The sequence below is a fragment of the Gimesia maris genome, assembly GCF_008298035.1.
Lineage (GTDB): Bacteria > Planctomycetota > Planctomycetia > Planctomycetales > Planctomycetaceae > Gimesia > Gimesia maris.
Window position 1 is genome coordinate 766,326 of record NZ_CP042910.1, and the last position, 20,307, is coordinate 786,632.

16 protein-coding genes and 1 tRNA gene are annotated in these 20,307 nt (G+C 49.4%); 9 read left to right on the top strand and 8 right to left on the bottom strand.

Annotated features, from left to right (window positions below):
- Window positions 1–82 precede the first annotated feature (82 nt).
- Window positions 83–883 carry an MBL fold metallo-hydrolase gene (locus GmarT_RS02870; RefSeq protein ID WP_002648234.1) on the top strand — a complete coding sequence of 267 codons (801 nt, stop codon included), beginning with the start codon at window positions 83–85 and terminating at the stop codon, window positions 881–883.
- Window positions 884–1,416: 533 nt separating this feature from the next.
- Window positions 1,417–4,332: an efflux RND transporter permease subunit gene (locus GmarT_RS02875; RefSeq protein WP_002648231.1), complete on the top strand. Its 2,916-nt coding sequence runs from the start codon at window positions 1,417–1,419 to the stop codon at window positions 4,330–4,332.
- 137 nt (window positions 4,333–4,469) lie between these two features.
- On the opposite strand, the gene rsmD is transcribed toward GmarT_RS02875, so the two are convergent.
- The 3 genes from rsmD to GmarT_RS02890 all read right to left on the bottom strand — a co-directional run bounded on the left by rsmD (window position 4,470) and on the right by GmarT_RS02890 (window position 6,529).
- Entirely contained in the window at window positions 4,470–5,075 is a 606-nt protein-coding gene (gene rsmD / locus GmarT_RS02880; RefSeq protein WP_002648230.1) for a 16S rRNA (guanine(966)-N(2))-methyltransferase RsmD, read from the bottom strand.
- 108 nt (window positions 5,076–5,183) lie between these two features.
- Entirely contained in the window at window positions 5,184–5,762 is a 579-nt protein-coding gene (locus GmarT_RS02885; protein WP_002648229.1) for an FHA domain-containing protein, read from the bottom strand.
- A gap of 203 nt (window positions 5,763–5,965) precedes the next feature.
- A complete protein-coding gene (locus GmarT_RS02890; RefSeq protein WP_002648228.1) occupies window positions 5,966–6,529 on the bottom strand; it encodes a response regulator transcription factor in 564 nt (187 codons plus the stop codon).
- Window positions 6,530–6,950: 421 nt separating this feature from the next.
- On the opposite strand from GmarT_RS02890, the gene GmarT_RS02895 reads away from it, so the two are divergent.
- The 3 genes from GmarT_RS02895 (at window position 6,951) to GmarT_RS02905 (ending at window position 8,302) form a co-directional block, all read left to right on the top strand.
- Window positions 6,951–7,283: an HU family DNA-binding protein gene (locus GmarT_RS02895; RefSeq protein WP_044239454.1), complete on the top strand. Its 333-nt coding sequence runs from the start codon at window positions 6,951–6,953 to the stop codon at window positions 7,281–7,283.
- Between the two features lie 528 nt (window positions 7,284–7,811).
- Complete coding sequence (gene csrA / locus GmarT_RS02900) at window positions 7,812–8,045, top strand: carbon storage regulator CsrA (protein ID WP_002648226.1); 234 nt, start codon at window positions 7,812–7,814, stop codon at window positions 8,043–8,045.
- Window positions 8,046–8,227: 182 nt separating this feature from the next.
- Window positions 8,228–8,302: transfer RNA gene (locus tag GmarT_RS02905), tRNA-Glu, on the top strand.
- Between the two features lie 105 nt (window positions 8,303–8,407).
- Here the strand turns inward: GmarT_RS02905 and GmarT_RS02910 are convergent.
- On the bottom strand, window positions 8,408–9,598 hold the full coding sequence (locus GmarT_RS02910) for a DegT/DnrJ/EryC1/StrS family aminotransferase (protein ID WP_002648225.1): 1,191 nt from the start codon (window positions 9,596–9,598) through the stop codon (window positions 8,408–8,410).
- Between the two features lie 176 nt (window positions 9,599–9,774).
- Here GmarT_RS02910 and GmarT_RS02915 point away from each other — a divergent pair, with 176 nt between their 5' ends.
- Window positions 9,775–10,881 (top strand): GTP-binding protein, encoded by a 1,107-nt coding sequence (locus GmarT_RS02915; RefSeq protein ID WP_002648224.1) that lies wholly within the window; start codon window positions 9,775–9,777, stop codon window positions 10,879–10,881.
- A gap of 55 nt (window positions 10,882–10,936) precedes the next feature.
- Entirely contained in the window at window positions 10,937–12,163 is a 1,227-nt protein-coding gene (mutY, locus tag GmarT_RS02920) for an A/G-specific adenine glycosylase (protein ID WP_002648223.1), read from the top strand.
- A 265-nt stretch (window positions 12,164–12,428) separates the two neighbouring features.
- Here mutY and GmarT_RS02925 read toward each other — a convergent pair whose 3' ends face one another.
- The 3 genes from GmarT_RS02925 to GmarT_RS02935 form a co-directional block, all read right to left on the bottom strand.
- Window positions 12,429–12,911 carry a division/cell wall cluster transcriptional repressor MraZ gene (locus GmarT_RS02925; RefSeq protein ID WP_002648221.1) on the bottom strand — a complete coding sequence of 161 codons (483 nt, stop codon included), beginning with the start codon at window positions 12,909–12,911 and terminating at the stop codon, window positions 12,429–12,431.
- Between the two features lie 959 nt (window positions 12,912–13,870).
- A complete protein-coding gene (locus tag GmarT_RS02930) occupies window positions 13,871–15,247 on the bottom strand; it encodes a Gfo/Idh/MocA family protein (protein ID WP_002648217.1) in 1,377 nt (458 codons plus the stop codon).
- A 290-nt stretch (window positions 15,248–15,537) separates the two neighbouring features.
- The gene (locus GmarT_RS02935) at window positions 15,538–16,359 is read right to left on the bottom strand and encodes a DUF1571 domain-containing protein (RefSeq protein WP_002648216.1); all 822 of its coding nucleotides are present in this window, start codon (window positions 16,357–16,359) and stop codon (window positions 15,538–15,540) included.
- A 710-nt stretch (window positions 16,360–17,069) separates the two neighbouring features.
- Here GmarT_RS02935 and GmarT_RS02940 point away from each other — a divergent pair.
- On the top strand, window positions 17,070–17,942 hold the full coding sequence (locus tag GmarT_RS02940) for a hypothetical protein (protein WP_002648215.1): 873 nt from the start codon (window positions 17,070–17,072) through the stop codon (window positions 17,940–17,942).
- Between the two features lie 73 nt (window positions 17,943–18,015).
- Here the strand turns inward: GmarT_RS02940 and GmarT_RS02945 are convergent, their stop codons facing one another.
- A complete protein-coding gene (locus GmarT_RS02945; protein ID WP_002648214.1) occupies window positions 18,016–18,429 on the bottom strand; it encodes a hypothetical protein in 414 nt (137 codons plus the stop codon).
- 503 nt (window positions 18,430–18,932) lie between these two features.
- On the opposite strand from GmarT_RS02945, the gene GmarT_RS02950 reads away from it, so the two are divergent.
- Window positions 18,933–20,234 (top strand): nucleoside permease, encoded by a 1,302-nt coding sequence (locus tag GmarT_RS02950; RefSeq protein WP_002648213.1) that lies wholly within the window; start codon window positions 18,933–18,935, stop codon window positions 20,232–20,234.
- Window positions 20,235–20,307 lie beyond the last annotated feature (73 nt).

Sequence of the window (20,307 nt, forward strand, 5' to 3'; positions counted from 1 at the left end):
CGCTCGATATCTCTCAACCAGTCATTTCCAGTCTGGATTCAAAAAACAGAAACCGCGCTTAGACCACGAGGAGCTTACGGGTATGTTGCCCCGCCGCGAAGTATTTCCACACGTTATTGAAATCAACTATCAGGCCAGACAGCGTTTGGGATGTTGTGTCTATCTCGTTTTCAACGACCAGAACGAATGGCTGCTGATTGACATCGGTTATGAAGATACAGTTGGTGAAATCATCGAAATGATCCGCCAGATGGATTTTCCGCTGGCCAACTGCAAATATCTGATTGCCACGCATGCTGATGTGGACCATATTCAGGGCTTGAGCCGCGCCAAAGAACTGCTCCCTTCCGCGCAGGTGGTGGCACATCCGAGTGCTGCCCGGTTGCTGGAAGTTGGCGATCGCATCAGTACTTATGCGGAAATCAGTGCGCAGGGGATTTCGATTGATATGCCCGCCTGTAAAGTCGATCTGGAAGTGACAGAGGGAGATGTGATCGACCTGGGGGGCGATGTAAAGCTGGAAGTCTGGCACACTCCCGGGCATACCGATGGGCAACTGGCATTTCGATCTGGTGACTTACTGTTTTCCGGAGATAACATCTACCGGGACGGGTGTGTCGGCCACATTGATGCCCATCATGGGTCGGATATTCCTGATTTCATCAAGTCACTGGAACGGATTCGCGACTGCGATGCCAGGTGGCTGCTGCCCAGCCATGGCCCGATCTTTCAAAACAGGAAGGAACTGTTACAGTCGACCATTGATCGTCTGAATACGTATCTGCATATGGCCGACTTCGGAACCTGTGCTGTCGACTGGCCTCTCCAGGATGAGTGGGACGAAGAACTTTTAAAAGGATTCGACCCCAAGACCGCAGAATAACAGCCTGACATGTGTGTTTTTCTGTTCATGTTGGCGACGGTTCCCGTCTCTGGAGCGTCGCCAAAAATGATGAACAGTTCATCTAAAGCGGCCTTTCAGCCGCTTTTTTTAGACATTTTGCGTCAGATCAGGGGAGAGACAGTGATATTCCTGCTGCTATAATCCGCAAAACTGCTATCATAAGCACGATCTTTATCACAATCACAAATGTTGTCTGTGATACGACAAGTTCAACCCGATACGGCGACGAAGAATACCAGGATGGAGCGATCGGAAAAAGCGATTATGCTTCAGCATCCGAAGCGGGCAATTCAATTTTTTTGTGCATTCGAGATTGATTCATTTAGCGAAACAGTGACAATTCAAGAGTTCTGATTTGGAAAAGAGCCGGTTCTCGCCGGAAATAAATTCAAGTCGGATGTAATTGTAATGCAGTTTTGGATCAAACATAATTCTATTTGAATTTTAATTCCCGCCTTTCTGGGCTGAAATTCATAGATTAGATAAAGCCTCTGTGGCTATTGGATTAATTAATGGCTTCGTTTTTTGAAAAGCGCGATCCATGGGGACATAGTCTGTCGTTGTGGGTAGTCGTTTTGATGATCTTCATCACTCCGCTCCTCTTTGGAGTACTGCGGGAGATCCGTCAGGAAAATAACGTCGAGAACTGGCTGCCTGAAGATGATCCCCAATCGAAAGTTCTGTCGTGGCATCGTCACAGCTTCGGTATTGAAGATCGTCTGCTGCTTTCCTGGGATAACAGCTCGCTGTCAGACTCGCGGGCAGACCGTTTGAAACTGGCTTTGATGGGAACTCCTGATGAAGAAGGAGTTCGTCGTGGTGGCTCCCCGTATATTCAGACAGTGTATACGCCGCAGGACGCCATTCAGAAAATGGTGGATTATCATATCGAGCCGGAAGCAGCGCAAGAGCGTCTGAAAGGGGTTCTGGTTGGTACGGGGATGCTGAAGGTGCAGTTAACCGAAGCAGGCCAGAAACGACAGGAACAGACCATTCAGGAACTGCTTACCAAAGCCAGGCAGGAACTCGGCGTGGAGCTCACTGTTAAACCAGCGTTCAAAGAGTGGGTGGAAATTGTCGATGAAACGCAGGGCGCGGAATCCGTTGCGAATTCTGTAGCAGAAGACGACGACGAAGATCAGGTGGATTTTAAAGCCCTGGTGGCTGAGATCCCGACTCACAATTTCCAGCTGACCTGGCCGCGCATGCAGCCTGGCGCTGAACTGACCAGGCAGATCAAAGCGCTGGCACTTTCTCTGAAACGTCCCGGTATCATTCCAGGGGCTTCTACTGCCGGAAAACAGGAGGGGAACGATCCCCCCGAATCTCAGCCGGCATTGGTAAAAGACTGTTTCTTCGCGGTTGGAACTCCGATTGCGGTCGCGATTGAGTTATCCGATGCCGGTGATGCCGACCATGCCGCTGCAGTTACTGCCGTGAAGACAGCGGCTGCCGAAGTCGGGATTCCGGATGACAGTCTGCATCTGGGGGGACGCCCTGTCGCCGGGGCTGCGTTGAACCGGATGGTGAAAGAGTCCTCATGGAATACTGCTTATCCGATCTGGCAGTTTCATCGACGTTCTGTCACGCTGTTTTCCGGACTGATTGGTATCGCGCTGGCATTCCTGATGCTGAAAAGCGTGCGTCTGGCCTGCCTGGTATTACTGGTTTCCTACTACACCACATTCGTGGCTGTTTCGATTGTGCCTCTGACTGGTGGTACCATGAATATGGTACTGGTCGTCATGCCGACACTGTTAACGGTGCTGACGCTTTCTGGCTCGATTCACGTTGCGAATTACTGGAAGCACGCTGCGCACGTCGATATGAAAACCGCTGTCACCAAGGCGGTTGAAATGGCACGGGCCCCCTGTGTGATGGCCAGCCTGACAACGGCGATTGGCCTGGCCTCGCTGCTGACCAGTCCGCTGTCGCCGGTTCGCGATTTCGGCTTGTATTCGTCGATTGGCTGTGTGATTTCACTGCTGATGGTGCTGTACGGTCTGCCTTCTCTGTTACAGTTATGGCCCGCTAAGCCTCCCAAAGCGTCGGAGATTGATGTCAAGCACTGGCATCGGTTTGGCCGAATTCTGTCCCGTCATCAAATGCTGGTTTCCCTGACCTGTCTGGTCCTCTTTGTGTCCGCCTGTTATGGGTTTAAGTGGTTTCGAACGGAAACCAAAGTGATTCGCTACTTCCCGGATTCTTCTCGTGTGATTCAGGATTATCTGTTTCTGGAAGAAAATCTGTCGGGAATTACGCCCGTCGACACCGTAATCTGTTTCGACGAAACAGCCCAGAAAAATATGAACTTCGTCGAACGGGTGGAACTGGTCCGCCAGATCGAACACAAAATCGCCGAACACGCTGAGATCAGCGGTTCCATTTCCCTGGCCGATTTTCGGCCGGTCTACGAACCTTTAGCACCGGATGCCAGTACATTGAAGAAGCTTCGTAATGCGAAATTCATCAATGAAACAGAACGCCGTGTGAAGGAATCTTTGAAAGAAGAAGAATCAGAACTCGGTGAAAAGGGCGCGGTAAGAGACGGAACAGTCAAATCGTTTATCCATGTCGCTGATAAGACCGTTGAGATGGAGCAGGAGACGGACTACGGGACTCGAACTGTAGTGGTAGAAAAAGGGGATGAGTTGTGGCGTATCACTGCCCAGGTGGCGATTATGACCGACCTGGATTACGGTGATCTGACACATGATCTGAACCAGATGACACAGTCTGTACTGCGTGATCACGCGGGAACAACACACCTGGTGACAGGCACCATTCCCCTGTTTTTAAGGACTCAACAGGCGGTTCTGGAGAGCCTGATCAAAAGCTTTGGCCTGGCGTTTATCGTGATTGCGATTGTGATGATGGTCCTGTTGCGCAGCATCCTGGGGGGCCTGATTACCATGTTGCCGAACCTGATGCCGATTGGCGTGATTTTCGGTCTGTTATCGTGGATGCGGATTTCAGTGGATATCGGCACGATGATTACCGCCTCGGTGGCGCTCGGCATTGCCGTGGATGGTACGCTGCACCTGTTGACCTGGTTCAAGATCGGGATTCAGGAAGGCAAGACGAAAAGCGAAGCAGTCGCCGCTGCGCTCGGCCATTGTGGTCCGGCGATGTGGCAGACCAGCGCTGCCGTCGGTATCAGCCTGGCGATGCTGTATCCAGCCGAGCTGCTGCTGGTAAGTCGCTTCGGAATTCTGATGTGTGCATTGATCACCGCGGCGTTACTGGCAGACATCATTTTTCTCCCCGCTTTACTGGCAGGACCTCTCGGATCTTTGATTGTGGCTTCGTTGAACAAAGAACGGGAACTGGCTGAGAGTGTGCCTTTGCTGCAGGATGGCAAAGAAACGAAACCGCATCTGTCGCATGCAATCAAGAGGTCACAGTCGGAAAAGTCTCTGGAGACCTGAGTGGCATCAGCGTTCGGTGGATGCTTGCCGTCTGGTTCAGCGTCACCAGATTGCATCACATTTAACCATAGCGTCTTTCGGTCTGTAAAACCTGGTCCAAATGGTCATTAAGACGTTACAGTAAAACGGGACACAGTCTAAGCAGACTGATCTTCCGTCGGTTCGATGTCCCGTTTTTTCATGAAGTGAATATCCATGCTGGATTTCTGCAGCAGTTCGTAGCGTTCCCAGACGGGCGGGCATTCGAATTCTGCATCCCGGGGCGTTCTGAGAAGAAGGTGACAGTCTGCAGAAGAGACATTCTCTTTCGACAGGCGTTCCATCGAGACATACAGGCGCGAGCCAGGCTTGAGATCATCAATCATTTTGTATGGCGGATCCAAAAAAATCAGGCTGAAAGGTACAAAGTCTGGAACATTTTTGGGTCGAAAGGAAGAAAGCAATGCGTTGGTTTTCCAGCAGAGTGTGGTGTCTTCCGCTCCGATGTTTTCCACATTGCGTTTGAGCAGTTCGTGTGCTTTGTAGTCCTGTTCAATGAAGACCACGCTGGCAGCCCCTCTGCTGAGAGCTTCCAGCCCGAGGGAACCGGTACCCGAATAGATATCGGCCACGCGTTTGTCTTTGACGGTGTCGCCCAGCCATTCAAACAGAACTTCTTTGACAAAGTCGGTTATAGGTCTGGTGGTCTGCCCGGGATTCGAATGCAGTTTCCGTCGACGATATTTGCCTGCAATAATTCGCACTGTAATGCCATTTCAATAGAACGGATGTGAACCTTTAACGGGTGCACACGAGTAATCAGTTTGCTTTTCTTCGGCGATTGTATAGAGGCTGTTAAGGAATGAGAAGGATCATTGCGATTCCTGCTGCTCGCGGGCAATCCGTTCCCAGTGCTGTTTGATAATCTCGGCGGCTTCTTCAGCGACGGAGTGGAATTCCTTTTTCACCCGGTAAGCGGTAGCTGCGGGTTTTGCGGCGGTTGTTTCGGAGGCAGGCAACTGCGAAGCGTGAATAATGGTTGTGTCACCGGAGGCCGCTTCTGCTTCGTCAGTTTCTTCCGAAAGCCAGGTTGAGATTTCATCATCTGACAGGGGCGCTGATTTGTCCGGATTGAGATTAGCCGGTTTGGCGATCGCCTTTCTTTTGCCCGCCAGTTCGAACAGCATCGGGCCGACGCGTAAGTGGTCCCCGGGATGAAGCGGGCTTTCTGTTTTTACCGGTTTGTCATTCACGAAAGTTCCATTCTGGCTGTTCTGATCAACTACATAAAGTTGTCCGTCACGGATCTGCAGTTCGCAGTGTCTGCGGCTGACATCCGGATCTGAGACGCGGACATCGCAGTCGAGTTCTCGTCCGATTGTGATGTTTCTTTCTGGCAGCTTCAGAGTTTTTCCCTTGTACTTTCCCGACTGGATAATGAACTTTGTCATTCGTAGTGGCCCTTAAATGATGATGTGAATTCCGGGGTGTCAACAGTGGATATTGTCAGGCGCTCGAACATGGCTGAATGGCAGGCAGGAGCTGATCTGGCGGTATCAGTTTTCATTGAGCGCATTACATAAAAAAACAGGAAAAGAAAACCGGTCGTCAGCAACAGAAGCAGGTTCTGCCCCTGAAAAACAGTGCGAATCGATTAATCATGCAGGGGAACGATAAGTGCGTCTTTGCAGGCAGGGCAGGTCAGGGTGCGTCCACGGTGCTTCACTTTGACCTTGATCCTTTTCCCGCAGGGGCAGAAAAAGTGAATGTGTTTTTCTGGAGTATTCGAAGCGGTTTCGCTGTGAGCGTGTTCCCAGACATCGTCCGAAATCACCTTGATCAATTCGAGCAGCTCATCTGGGTCAAACGGCTTCACCAGATAACCGTCTGCGCCAACGCGATGCGCCAGTTGACGTGATTCCGGTGAGTCGATGGCGGTCAGGATCAGGATGGGAACATCACTTTCTTTCTGCTTCATCCGTTCACAGATTTCAAACCCGCTTTCCTGAGGCATGATCAGGTCCAGAATCACAAAATCAGGTTTGTGCATGCTGAATGAGGAGTGTGCCTGTCCGCCATCTTTGGCGACAGTCACATGATAGGCATGCTCTTCCAGCAGTGTTTTGAGGAAAAAAGCAGTGTCCTGTTCGTCTTCGACAACGAGGATATGATTGACGATCGAGGAAGTCAGTTCCGAGCGTATTTCATTGATAGCCATTGTGGAGACTCTCCATTTCAGTGTCCCCGATTCCATCGGGCGGGTTTGCGATATGGAATAATCTGCAGCGATTTTTTGTTTGCAGAGACTGCCCTGGTATCAATTGCTTGAGTTAAACTGTTGTTATTCGTCAATAGATGTCCGTTATGAAATTCAATGATCTTGTGATAAAAGCGTCAGGTTTATTATCCCATAGCGTTAATTAATTAACACGGCAAAAGTTTTTTTTTCGAGGGAAATAGCAAAAAGTCCTGAAAAACAGGGCAAATACATTGACTTTTGGAATTAAGATTACTTTACTTACGCTTGGCTTGGAGAGAGTTTTGTCTTGAATCCAAGTCTGAAAACAAATTGGCAACTCATTATGACGAGGTGGAAATCCACTTCTTTCATTTTCAAATTCCAGTATCAGGAGTTCACGATGGCAGCAAAGGCTACGACGACTAAAGATAAGCCACTTACCAAAACAGAGATCCTCAATGCGCTGGCTGAAGGTTCTGGACTCACCAAGAAAGAAGTGACCGCAGTTCTGGATGAATTAAGCTCTCTGATTTCAAAAAATCTGGGCAAGCGTGGTCCTGGTGTATTCAACATGCCTGGTCTTCTGAAGATTCAGGTTCAGCGTAAACCTGCCACCAAAGCAACCACACGACCCAACCCATTCAAGCCTGGCGAAATGATGCAGGTTGCTGCCAAGCCAGCTCGCAACGTCGTCAAAGTACGACCTCTCAAAGCACTGAAAGAGATGGTTTAAGCGCCATCCCTTCTTACTGAGATATGACCCTCAAAGATGCAGCTCCTGATTCAGGATGCTGCATCTCGACAGGTTAATCTGCAGTTCGCGTTTCATTTACAGTGCATCACTCGCTTGTCTGAACCTGTTCGAAACTTACTTGACTTTTTCGCAAGTAGTATCGGATTTCAGGTCTTAAGACCCTAAAACAGCAAATTTATTTGAAATTTAGGTGTTTTTTGTAAAGAGTGGTTTTGCGGCGACTGTAGATATACGGATTGTCGTAAGTCTTTCTTGAGTTATATCTTGCGATTGCAGTGTAATACCTCAGGTACTATTCATCCGATTCTCTTTCGGCCCGTTTGCGCTATCAGTGCGTTGGTGCGTTGCGCCAACCTCTTGACGCTCTAAATGTGGACATGTAAAATCTGTACGTTAATAGATCATCAGTATTTTCACTGATAGATTGCAGTGGTGGAAAGCCTACCAGTCAACACCACGTCAGGATTTACGTAGGATGCTTTATGTATCCTGAAAGAGAACATTGGCATGTTAGTTTTATCCCGAAAGAAGAATGAGAAAATCGTGATTGACGAAAACATCGTCATTACGATCGTCGAGATACGCGGTGATAAAGTCCGCTTGGGGATCGAGGCACCTCGAGAAGTGCCCATTCATCGTAGTGAAGTCTATGACGCAATTCAGAACGAGCAGAATTCCGTTCCCGAAGAACCGAAGTCAGTTCCCGATGCGAAGAATGATGCTTCGGAGTTACTGCAGTAAAAGGTCTGTCTGTTCATCTATGAATACTAACATGCCGCTTCACCGCGGCTTTTTTTAGCTTTACAATTCTGCGGAAATCAGTCCAGCCAGAGCAATTAGAAGTTTTTTTCAGAGATCCTGAATTCTATTAACGCCGTCCGCTTGACTTATCCGATGGAAAGCTTAGATTACTATTTCTTGACGGCCCCATCGTCTAGTTAGGCCCAGGACATCGGGTTTTCATCCCGAAAACAGGGGTTCAAATCCCCTTGGGGTCATTTACCCAGCAGCGACTATTATCCTGGATAGTCGCTGCTTTTTTTATGCGCCTTTTTCTGTTGCCCGTTCTCCGCGATAACGCTGAGAGAAAGCATGCAAAACGTTTAAGCCTGTCCGCTGTCGGCAGAGTTGAGAATTTCCTCAGCAAATTCAGCGATGCGAAATACAGCTGCTGCAATGGTAGCCATGTTTGCTTCACTGGTCAGCAGGACCGGGTGATGCAGCACAATCAGATTGTGGTCACATTCAGTCGCGACGTTGAGTGCGCCTGTTTTTCGATATCGACGTCGGCTGTGTATGGCGTGTAGTGCCCTGAATCCCGGATAGACGGCGATCCCTTCTGCTTGCATTGACTGGCAGAACAGGTCACGTGAGAGCCCTGAGAACGCCGCAGGCTGATACAGGAAGCCCAGCTTGTAATAGCCAGGTGTGCTGACTGTCTGCGAAGAGAGTTGCTGATTTCTAAAAGCGATCAGTCCCGAGTCATTACCAAGCTGTGTGAGAAGAGTGTCCACGTGTTTCTGGCGAATCTGATTCCGGGTCTCGAGCATTTCCAGTTGAGGAAGCAGCAGACCAGCCTGCAGTTCGGTCAGCGGGTAGGCTTCGTTCCCACGATGTGAATAAAGACGGATTCGTTGTGCAATCTGCGGTGATCGTGTCAGGACCGCCCCGCCGCGACCCGCTGTGAGCAGTTTACTGCCTCCAAAGCTGAGAATACCAATCTCACCCCAACTACCCGCGATCTGGTCTTCTATACGGGCCCCGGGCACCTGGCAGGCATCTTCTATCACAGGAATTTCGTATTGCTTCGCGATGCTGGTGAGTCGCTGCATGGAAACCAGACCGCCATGCAGATGGGAGACCAGAATTCCTTTTGTGGATTCGGTAATGGCCTGTTCCAGCAGATTCAGGTCGAGATTAAAATTATCTGCAGCAACGTCAACCAGGACGGGAGTGGCACCGACCGTTGCGATGTTTTTAAAATTCCCTTCAAAGTCATAGGCGGCGAGAATGACTTCATCACCGGGACCGATCCCCAGTCCCCGCAGAGCCAGTTCAACAGCAGCCGTTCCGCTTGAGCAGAGAATCGCCTGCTCTGCCTGATGCAGATCTGCGAGTTTATTTTGTAACTGTCCAGAACAGGGACCATGATACCTGCCCCAGTCACCTGTCTGCTGTGCCTGTTGTAGTACCTGATTGATGGCGAGATCGGGGAATGGCCATTCGGGGGGCCCTTCAGGGAAGGCAGGAACTCCGCCGAGAATCGCAGGTTTTTCAGAGAGCAGGCTGTTCATTGGTAATAGAACCGATTCAAATAGAAGGTAGGAAATCGGAATTCATAGATAACATAGTGTTATTCTGAAGAACGTTTGATTAAACTGGGGGCAGCACGGCTTGTCGGCAGATTTCCAGCGATACCTGTGAAACTTCTTGTTTGTTCTACAACTTTAATATTCAAGTGAGTCATATTATGGCACATCAGATCAAATTTATCATGGTAGGTGGTTTTTTAGGAGCAGGAAAAACCACTACATTGGGACGGCTGGCAAAATATTATTCCGATCAGGGTTTGAATGTGGGTGTGGTTACCAACGATCAGGCAGCCGATCTGGTGGATACAAACGCGCTGCGGTCTCAGGGATTGCATGTCGGAGAAGTGGCCGGTGCCTGCTTCTGCTGCCATTTTAATGCGTTGATGGACACGATTGAAGAACTGGGTTCTGAGCAAAAACCGGATGTCATCCTGGCGGAGCCGGTGGGCAGTTGCACGGATCTGGTGGCGACGGTGATTCAGCCGATCAAACGGCTGTTTGACGCCGACTTTTCCATACTGCCGTATACCGTACTGATGAAGCCCAGTCATGGTCTGAAGATTTTGAAAAATGACAAGGGCTCCGGTTTCTCACCCAAGGCGGCATACATTTTGAAGAAACAGCTGGAAGAGGCAGATCTGATTCTGATCAACCGGATTGATGAACTGTCTGCAGAAGAAGTGGATGAAATCACGGCGCTGGTGAATGAGCAGTTTCCAGGAACTCCCGTGTTACGCACGTCCGCTCTCACAGGAGAAGGCTTTGAACCGTTGTTGGAATTTCTGGAACAGGACGGCGACTTCGGCAGTAAGATCCTCGACATTGATTACGACATTTATGCGGAAGGGGAAGCAGAACTGGGCTGGTTGAACAGCAGTGTGCATATTTCCGCAGAGAATTCGTTTTCACTGGACCAGTTACTGCTGGATGTGATATCGCAACTGCAGACTTCTTTCAAAGAAAAGTCGGTTGAAACAGCGCATCTGAAAACAATCGGTTTATGGGAAGGATTTTTTGGTGTTGCCAATCTCGTCAGTAATGACAGCGAACCCAGGTTGTCGTTATCATCTGATTGTACGGTAACGGAAGCGGATCTGATTGTGAATGCGCGGGTGGCCTGTGATCCCGAAGCTTTAACAGCGCAGGTGAAGCAGGTGCTGCAGAATTGTGCTCAGGCGTTGAATGCGAAGCTGGAGTTTCGCCAGACACAGAGTTTCCGTCCGGGGAGACCTGTGCCTACGCATCGGTATGCGACGCCACAATAGGCTTTGGTTTCTGTTAACGGTAGTTGAGAGTGGCGTCTACGTTTAGTGGAATTTGATGTCTGAGCTCAGTGAGATATTTGATGCAGGTCGGCGGCAGAAGTTTCGCCGGCAGTTGCAGTCATGGTACGTATCACATCAACGAGATTTACCGTGGCGGCGACAACACGATCCTCATGCCGTCTGGATCAGTGAGATCATGCTGCAGCAGACAGTAGTGGCTGCCGTCATCCCTTACTTCAAGCGGTTCATGTCCCGCTTCCCTGATGTGGAGACGCTGGCGGCGGCTGACGAGAGTGAAGTGCTGCAGCACTGGGAGGGCCTCGGTTATTACAGCCGCGCGCGTAACATTCACAAGGCGGCGAAGCGGATTGCCGGCGAACTGGAGGGGCGTTTTCCCCGCGATGTCGAATCGCTGCAGAAACTGCCGGGAATTGGCCGTTATACGGCGGGCGCCATTTGTTCGTTTGCGTATGACACGCGGGCTCCGATTGTTGAAGCGAATACTTTGCGCTTGTATTCCCGCCTGATCGGACTGGAAGAGGACCCCCGTTCGAAGTCGGGGCAGAATCAACTGTGGGAGTTTGCAGAACTGATCCTGCCGCGCAAGTCGCCGGGAGAGTTTAATCAGGCCCTGATGGACCTGGGGAGCCTGGTCTGTACGCCGCAGAATCCAGGTTGCGAGGATTGTCCGGTGAATGCAGGCTGTGAAGCCTTTCTTCGTCAACGGCAGCATCTGATCCCTGTCCCCAAGGTGAGGCCGGAGATTACGCCGCTGACGGATGTGAGTATCGCAGTGTTTTCCGGCAGCCATGTGATGATACGTCAACGAACAGCGGGAGAACGCTGGGCCGGGCTCTGGGACTTTCCCAGGTTGACGCTTGAGGAAATGAACGGAAGTCCGCATCCGACGATCGTTCGCAAAAAAACAGGCCGACAGAAAGAATTGTTTTCTGCACAGCAAAGTGCAGGGGTCGAGATACCGGAGGGGCTTTCCCCTGCTGTAATTTCTCGACTCGAAAACTACTTGAAGGAAGAAGCAGGCATTGAAGCAAGTATGCAGCAGTTGATGACTGAAATCAGGCACAGTGTCACCCGGTATAAGATTCGTCTACTCTGCTTCGTGGCGCAACTGGACCCGCGAGCAGCGAAAAAAAAGACGACTCAACTCAACAGTCCGCCCGGCAATTCGGAATATCAGTGGGTGTCAGTGAATGAACTGGATTCATATCCCCTGTCAGTGACAGGAAGGAAATTCGCGAAACTGCTGGCAGAGCGGATGTAGCCTGTTGATGAAAGTGCCGCTGTTTTGTGAGTCATTCAAAAAGTGGCAGGCGCAAAAAAATCCCCATTCTCAAAATTGCCTGAGATTGAGAATGGGGAAAACGCATTTGACTCAAGAGAAGAAAGCGGCATCCGTGCCAAAAAGACCTTCCATGGAATATAAGCCTTTAGGGTTACCGGATGTGATGGGGATACTGAATGAGTCGCAACCCTCTCCTGTAGTCAAAGACGCTGTAGTACAATGTGTATTGTTACTGGATTGTGAGTTAACCGGATAAATCTTTGAAGAGCGTGCCAAATTCGGGCATGTCCTGTTCCAGCAGATTTTGCCAGGCTTCCAGATTCCAGATTTCCACGCAGATTACTGCGCCGACAATCATCACATCCTGGTTCGGCTGAACTCCCAGAAACTCGCGAAAGCCTTCCGGAATTGTACAGCGAGAGCGATTGGCTAACTGAATGGTACGATTTCTGGTTGACAGTAATCGTCCCAGGCGTTGCACTTCATCCCAGCGGTTCTCAAGACGGTGTGACTGAATTTTCTGTTTAATCAGATCCACACCCTGCTGCTGTCTGTTTTGCCAGTCGGCAGCTTTCCAGAGGCTGAGACATCCTGCTCGTTCCTTGGTCAGCATCGTTTCCCCTGATTCGTCGGTGATTGCCTGAGCCATTTCTGCGGGAAGCGAAATGCGAAAGCGGTCGTCGACCGTTCGCTTTGTCTCTCCCGTAATAAATGTGTCACTGCTCATAACCAGCCTGTCCGAGGGGATGTGTAATCAACTCTCAGCGATACCGAAGGTAAGCGATATTGTACTGGGCGGATAACCCACAATCAACTAGTTATCAAAGATCAATTGGGCAGGAAACCCACTAAGGGTCGAATTTACCGTTGGATTTCCAAAAAGGCAATCACTGATTGTTCAATTCTGTCGATTTTATCAATTTTTCTGATCAGCTCTGATTTCACGTGAACAATTTGATTCACAGAAATGCTGTTCGTTCTAATCGAATTTCTTCATGCCCGCTGATGAAAATAGAACGCGATTTGAGGTCAGGCAGTGGCTGATCTTCAGCTGAGTAAGCCGGGTGATGCTGGATATAATTTGCCTGTGCGGAAGTCATCAGAGTTGAAAGGCGGGAGTGATGAATTGATCGACAGGTGGCACTTTGAAAGAGTCGCATTGTCTCTCGGATTCAGTAGGGGCTGTTGATGGAAGTGGAGAAATCCCTTTCTGGTTATTGTATGTTTCAACTGGTGTGACTTTGTCGCAGTGTGATACCAGGGTGGACGCAGGACTTGCGCGAATCAGGAAGAAAACGGTTCGAAAACGGTTCAACTTGACCAGAAAAACGAGTGATGATCGGTCACTGGTATCAGATGGTCAGCTGAAGATGAAACGAATCGAGCGGGAAAGACAGGATGCCGTTTTCACAGGTACTCATGCGCGTCAGGTTTCAAAAACTGTTGTACGCGCGCGACGCATACGCCGTAGTGTTGCGAAAGGCGTGTGAGTGTCAAGCTGAAAAAGTGACACCAGTGGAAACAGGAGTTCTGATCGTGCGATAGTAATGTGTTATTAAGTCACTAACGCCTGGCAGGGAGATGGCGAGAAAAATAAAAATGCCTGGCGGAGTTGCTGAAAAGTGATCAGACTCCGCCAGGCAAGAGATGTTTATCGCCCCGTCTCAGAGACAGAACGGGTGAATCTTAATATTCACGGTTTTTGAGAATCCCGGGTAGTGGCACGGGGTAAGAACCATCCGCACGGGCAATCACAGGTGCCGGTGATTCCATTGTCAGTTTATCAACGTCCGGAGCAAACTCCTGTTTGCAGTTCAGCATTTCATCGTAGGTTACGATCTGGCCAGTGTGAGCAGCCATGCGACCCATTGATGTCACCAGGCTGGCTTCTGCACCACGTCGAACTTCATTGTAAGGTTGATCATTGCGGATCGCGTTGATCAGATCTTCCCATTCCACCTGGTAGGGGTTGGGTTCCGGCTGAGGATAAGCCCAGACCAGGTTTTCATCGGTCTCGTTGTAGCCTTTGTAAATCCGCGATTTCGCAGGGTGGTGGGCTGAGGTCGAGATAACGGCCAGCCCTTTTGTTCCGTGTGCGAAACTGGCAAATTTCTGGCGACAGCCGGGAATGGTTCGACCCCGCAGGAACATTTTGGTGCCATCTGCGAATGTGTATTCCACGCTGTAGCTGTCGAAGTTCTGGTCGACATTGTCGCCACGATAGTGACGTCCACCGGAACCATCGGCCTGAACAGGCCAGGCATCTTTCATCCAGCAGCTTTCGTCGATGTTATGAATGAGGAAATCGCTGAAGCCACCACCACTGGCCCAGAGGAAGCCGTGGAACCGGGAGATCTGATACAGCAGTTCGCTGCTCATGTTTTCCGGTTTGGGGCCAGTGGCTGCAGAACCAGTCGGGCCGGCCATGCGGTAGGCTCGAAGTTCCAGTATGTCGCCGATCTGACCATCTTTGATCCGATCGTGAAGTTCCTGACGCGCTTTGCAGTGACGGCACATCAGACCGACGCCGACCTTCAGGTTTTTCTCTTCCGATTTTTTAGCAAGCTCCAGCATCTTGCGGGTACTGGGGCCATCCACGGTGATGGGTTTTTCCATGAAGACATTGATGCCTTTTTCGATGGCGTATCCGAAGTGCACCCAGCGGAAAGCAGGAGGAGTCACAAGCAGTACGACATCTCCCGGTCCCAGGCAGCTGATGGCTTTTTCATATCCGTCAAAGCCAATAAATTTCTGATCATCGGGAACATCGACTTTGTCACCAAACTGTTTTTCAAGACTCTTGTAGCTGGTATTGAGGCGATGCTCGAAGACGTCAGCCATCGCAACCAGTTTGATCGGTCCGCTGGTAGTGGAGAGTGCGTTGGCAGCAGCCCCTGTTCCACGCCCGCCGCATCCAACCAAGGCAATTTTAATTGTACTGTCATCTGCAGCATAAACATGCGGAATCGACGTACCGGCTAAGACAGAAGCCCCGGCTGCGAGTTTACTGGAGTTCTTTAAAAAATCGCGGCGGGATGAGACATTCTGGGGCGCTTCACTCATTCTGGGCTCCTTGGCAGTTCAATGAAATAAGATCAAATTGTTGGCATTTTATCTGATACGTCGATTGAACGAGGAGTGCTGGTTGACAATCGATATTCTGTGAGGACAGAAGCAAAAGAACATCAGATAAACACATATGAGAATATCTGATTATATCAATGCGAAATAGGCACTTGCAACTTGTTCTGATAATTCTCAGCGAGGAATTAGGGGGCAATTTCAATAAAAAAAGCCGAAGACAGAAAAGGCGTCTTCGGCTTTTGATTTATTAGTGATGTTTAATATTGAGTTTAGAAATTGTAACCAGGATTTTTAGGATCGAAGTCCGCATCCGTTAATCCGACGTTGGTGCGGATGTTGGTGTAGGTGTATTCTTCGACTAATTCCGGCTGGCTGTTTTTTCTGGTCGGCCAGTCATATTGTTCGACACGGACAGGCAGGTTTGTTGCCTTATCAATGTAGAGTCTGGTCATCTGAAAGCGGATCCCCTGTTTCTGCTGCGGGTAGCTGGTCTGCAGAACTTTGCACTGCATGTTACCGAGCTTGGCATCCGGGAAGTATTTAACGGCAACGCCGGCATCGACAGCTCGTTCTTCTTTCCATTGTTTCAGGATCTGATACAGCATTTTACGAATGCCGATCGTTGTAATCGGGTAGCGGCTCTCATCCATTGCCTGTGGGCTGTTGGGTTGCAGAGACACAGTTCCGACGAGTCCTTTGATGCCTGTTTCATGGGCGAGAATCTGATTTCCATTTCGTCCATGGAAATAGATGACTTCCCGACCAGCGTGTGGTTGCTGGAATCCCAGATAGACACTCAGTGGTTTTTCGCGAAACTTGATTGCCATTGTCTGGGTGGCCTGCATCTTGCGGCCTACTTTTTCACGCTTAATGAAGGTCCCCTGGAAGTCTTTCACTCCCGCAGTTGTTTCATAGCTCTTCATCGCCAGGCGAATCGCGGGATCAAGAGCATGTTCAGATTGAGCCTGTAACGGTGTGGCCTGTGTCAGGCAGGCAGTTGCGGTCAGAGCCAGAACTCCTGCGATGGCAACGAACTTCTTCGTCTGGCGGACCAGTACAGTATTTTGTAAGTAAGAGTGCTGTTTAACCATTGAATTCCGTGACTCCCTTTGTCGAAATCCACTTGCTTTGGACAAATTTCCGTTTGAGCACTGTTGGCGGAAAAGCTGTCTAAAACCAGTAAGAAATATAGACCACACAGATTTACGAAACCGCTGAGGGGTTTCCTGTATTGAAATGATAAGGTCTTTGTAAATGAATGCCGAATACAGATCCAAACTGTATCCTGGCTCGATGCTATTCTATAAGATCGAACCTCAAGACAAACCGTAATCAATTAGATCGCGTGTTCTCCCTGTTTTTTTATAAATTGTCAAGACAGATTCTTCAGATTGACTTGTCGTGTTATTGCGATGCGTACGGCTTATGTTTGCCAAGGCTTCCTGTTGTCCCATTTTAACAGCAGGGGGGCTGGAATTGAATAGACGATTTTGCGCTGATTTCCTGAAAAGAAGAGAATTCGCTAAAGTTCAATTGTTCCATTTACGGTCTTTCTGTATGATCCGCACCCCTGAACCTTTCAACTGATACTGTTATTACAACACTACGATTGTTTCAGGCAGCAATGACTCAAATGAGTTTCAGGTTGTAATCGAGCCTGAAGCAGGCCAGTGAGTGATTGTGATCTGTGGTTGGCCAAGATGGTTTCTGGTAACCAAAACATTGAGAACAAGGAGTGTTCCCATTGTTCAAATCGGATAGTTTCCGATAGCGTGATTGCGAACATGGAGGAGAAACGCAAATGCGCTCCAAATCAAATGACTTTTTATCAACACTGCTTGTACTGATACCTCTGGTGGCAGTGCCGATGCTGGCGATATTCGGTATTCCGGAAATCGCTCCCGTTAAAAAGTCGGCTCTCAATGAAAACGATCTCTTCGAAAACGAAGATGCTTCCCGTTCCCCCTTCGAAGAAATTTCGTTCGATGGCTCATCGCATGAAATTGATTTAGGTAACGAAACAGCTTTAGCGGATCGATCCGGCCAGACTGGTTCGAATATGCGAAATTCCCTGGGTGAGGCTGCGGCTACACAGAAGGGGCAGCGACATGGTGAGGAATGGTTACCTCCCGCCGGCGCCCTGGAAGGCTGGGAACTGGAACCGGCTCCTGTCCAGAGGGAGCCCGAACAGAAAATGACAGAAATGGCATCGTCTGAACTGGAATTGCGTCAGCCTCAGGGCGGAAGTGCGATCCAGCAGGCATCATTTGATAATCAGCCCGGTGCGGCAGGTTCACAGAATTCCTTCAACCAGGGACGAGTGCAACAGATCGACACGGAAATCAATCCATTTGCACAGAATGCGCAGATCCCTTCGCAGGAAGAAACTGTTCAACAGGAAGTCATTGATCAGCAGTTTCGGCAGCGTGCAGAAACAATGCTGCGTCGAGATCCTGTTACCTGGAGTGCCGCCGTCCAAAAACTGAATGAGTTGGGAATACGCGATTATCGACTGGAGCCTGGCGCACGACCTGACGAATTTTTATTCAGCTGTTCCTATTCTCCCCCTCACAATCCGCGTGTCTCCCGGCGGTTTGAAGCGGAAGCACTTGACCCGTTGAAGGCCGTCATTAAAGTGTTACAGCAGGTCGATGAGTGGAATCAGAGTCGCTGAAAAATGCACATGGAAAAAAGCCCTCTCTGAATCGATTCAAAGAGGGCTTTTTTTATTTCAGGCTGCCCGCAGATCAGGCTTCGTTCTTCTTTTTCTTCGCTTTATTTTTCTTCTTCTTTGCTTCCATTTTTTTGCGCAGTTCTTTTGATTTGGGGGGAGCCTGACGCTTCAGGTTGGAACGTTTATCAACAGTTCCTTCTGCTTCCTCGATCTGACCACACAGGTCTGCGAGTGAAACAGCAACATCCTGCTGACGATAAGAGGAAGAAGCGGTCCAGGCACGGCAGCTTTTGTGTCCTTCGATGTGGTAGCTTTGATCAAGGCTGCGAATAGCCTGGCTGAACTCCACCATTTCATCATTGATCGCGGTCGAAGCCGCACTTAAACCAACAGTAGCACCCAGAACTCCAACAGTACCGAGCATTACCAGTTCAGCGGACATTACTAAACCAGCTTCATCGCTCCAGAAATTTTTCAACAGATTCATAACAGACCTCTCAAGAAAGCGGTGACAGTTTAATTGAGAGTGAGGTGAGAGTGAGTTCCGCCTGTACCGATTGCAACGATTATTCGGATAAGTAGGATTGTAGCGATTGTTTCGTAAGTGTTAATATGAGATGTATGGAAAAAATAGATAAAATTAGAAAAATTCAGTTGTATTGCCATAAGTCTATAAATTGAAATGAGATATGACTTGATAAAGTTGCGTGCGACTGTCTATTGAGGATCAAGCCAGCTCCGTGTCGGTAAGCTGCAAGACGGATGGCGAAAATCAGCCGATTCCAGAACCGGCTGCAGAAGCAGGTGTATAGAAGTGTGACAGAGTCTAACTGAGTAACTCAGGCGATCATCTGCGATCTTTCAGGAGAAATTCGCGGGAGTGAATCCCTTTATACTTGCCTGATTTGTGTTTTCGGGACATGATCGTAGCGATCATTGATTCAGAGCTCACGGTAATACGCCACAGATCAGAAGAAGGGCCAGCCCAACATGTCATCACAGCAATCGCCAGTCGTTATTGGTATTCGACTTTCCATCATGATGTTTCTCGAGTTCTTCGTGTGGGGAGCCTGGTATGTAACCGTGGGCAACTACATGGGGGCTAACGGGATGGGTGATGCCATTTACTGGGCGTATACCGTAGGTCCGATTGCCGCAATTCTTTCTCCCTTTATTCTGGGGATGGTCGCTGACCGATTCTTTTCTTCAGAGCGGGTTCTGGCAGTCCTCATGATCATTGGAGGGGTTGCACTTTATATCGCGCCCAGTGTGGTGGGTGAAGGAGGGGCGGGTAGCAAAACATTTATCTTACTATTACTGCTGCATATGCTTTGTTATATGCCTACATTGGGGCTGACCAACACCATTGCATTTTCTCATCTGAAAAATCAGGAGGTCTGGTTTCCGCTGGTACGTGTATTTGGAACGTTCGGCTGGATTGGTGCGAATATTCTTGTAAGTAAAGTAATGAAGGCCGACATGACCTCCCAGCCACTATTAGTGGCTGGTGGCGCGGGTGTGCTCATGGGGATTTACAGCTTAACACTGCCTCATACTCCCCCGCCTTCCAAGGGAAAGGCGATTTCTGTTCGAGATATACTGGGGCTGGATTCTCTCGCTCTGTTAAAAGATCGTTCCTTCCTCGTATTCATGGTAAGTTCATTACTCATCTGTATTCCGCTGGCCGCTTATTATGCCTATGCCCCTGTTTTTGTAGCAGACGCTGGTATTTCTGAACCGGCCTTTCAGATGTCGTTCGGTCAGATGTCCGAAGTATTGTTTATGATTTTGATGCCGTTCTTTTTTAAATTTCTCGGCGTCAAACGCATGCTGCTGTTTGGTATGTTTGCCTGGGTGGCCCGTTATGCTTTGTTTGCAGCAGGAGCCGGTGAAGGTGCAGTTGATATTGGGGCCAACAGTGTTTATTGGATGATCATTTTCGGGATTGTTCTGCACGGAATCTGCTATGACTTCTTCTTTGTCACTGGCCAGATTTATGTAGATCAGAAAGCGGGGCCTGACATCCGCGCTCAGGCTCAGGGCTTTCTGGTATTTGCAACGCAAGGGATCGGGATGCTGGTTGGTGCCCAGATCAGCGGTATTTTAATCAACCGGATTGTGGTTGGAGAAGGAGCCGCCAAGCTGGAGAACTGGAAAGAATTCTGGATTATCCCCACCGTAGCCGCATTCGTGATTATGGTGGTCTTCCTCATCCTGTTTAAAGACGATCCTAAAAAGGAAATCACTGAAGAAGATGTTGCCAAGGCGGCAGGGACTGAAGAGATGGTTTAAGTTGCTGCCTCATGATAATAAAACAGCCCTCTGTTCCTGGTGAGCAGAGGGCTGTTTCTGTTTTCAGCATGTG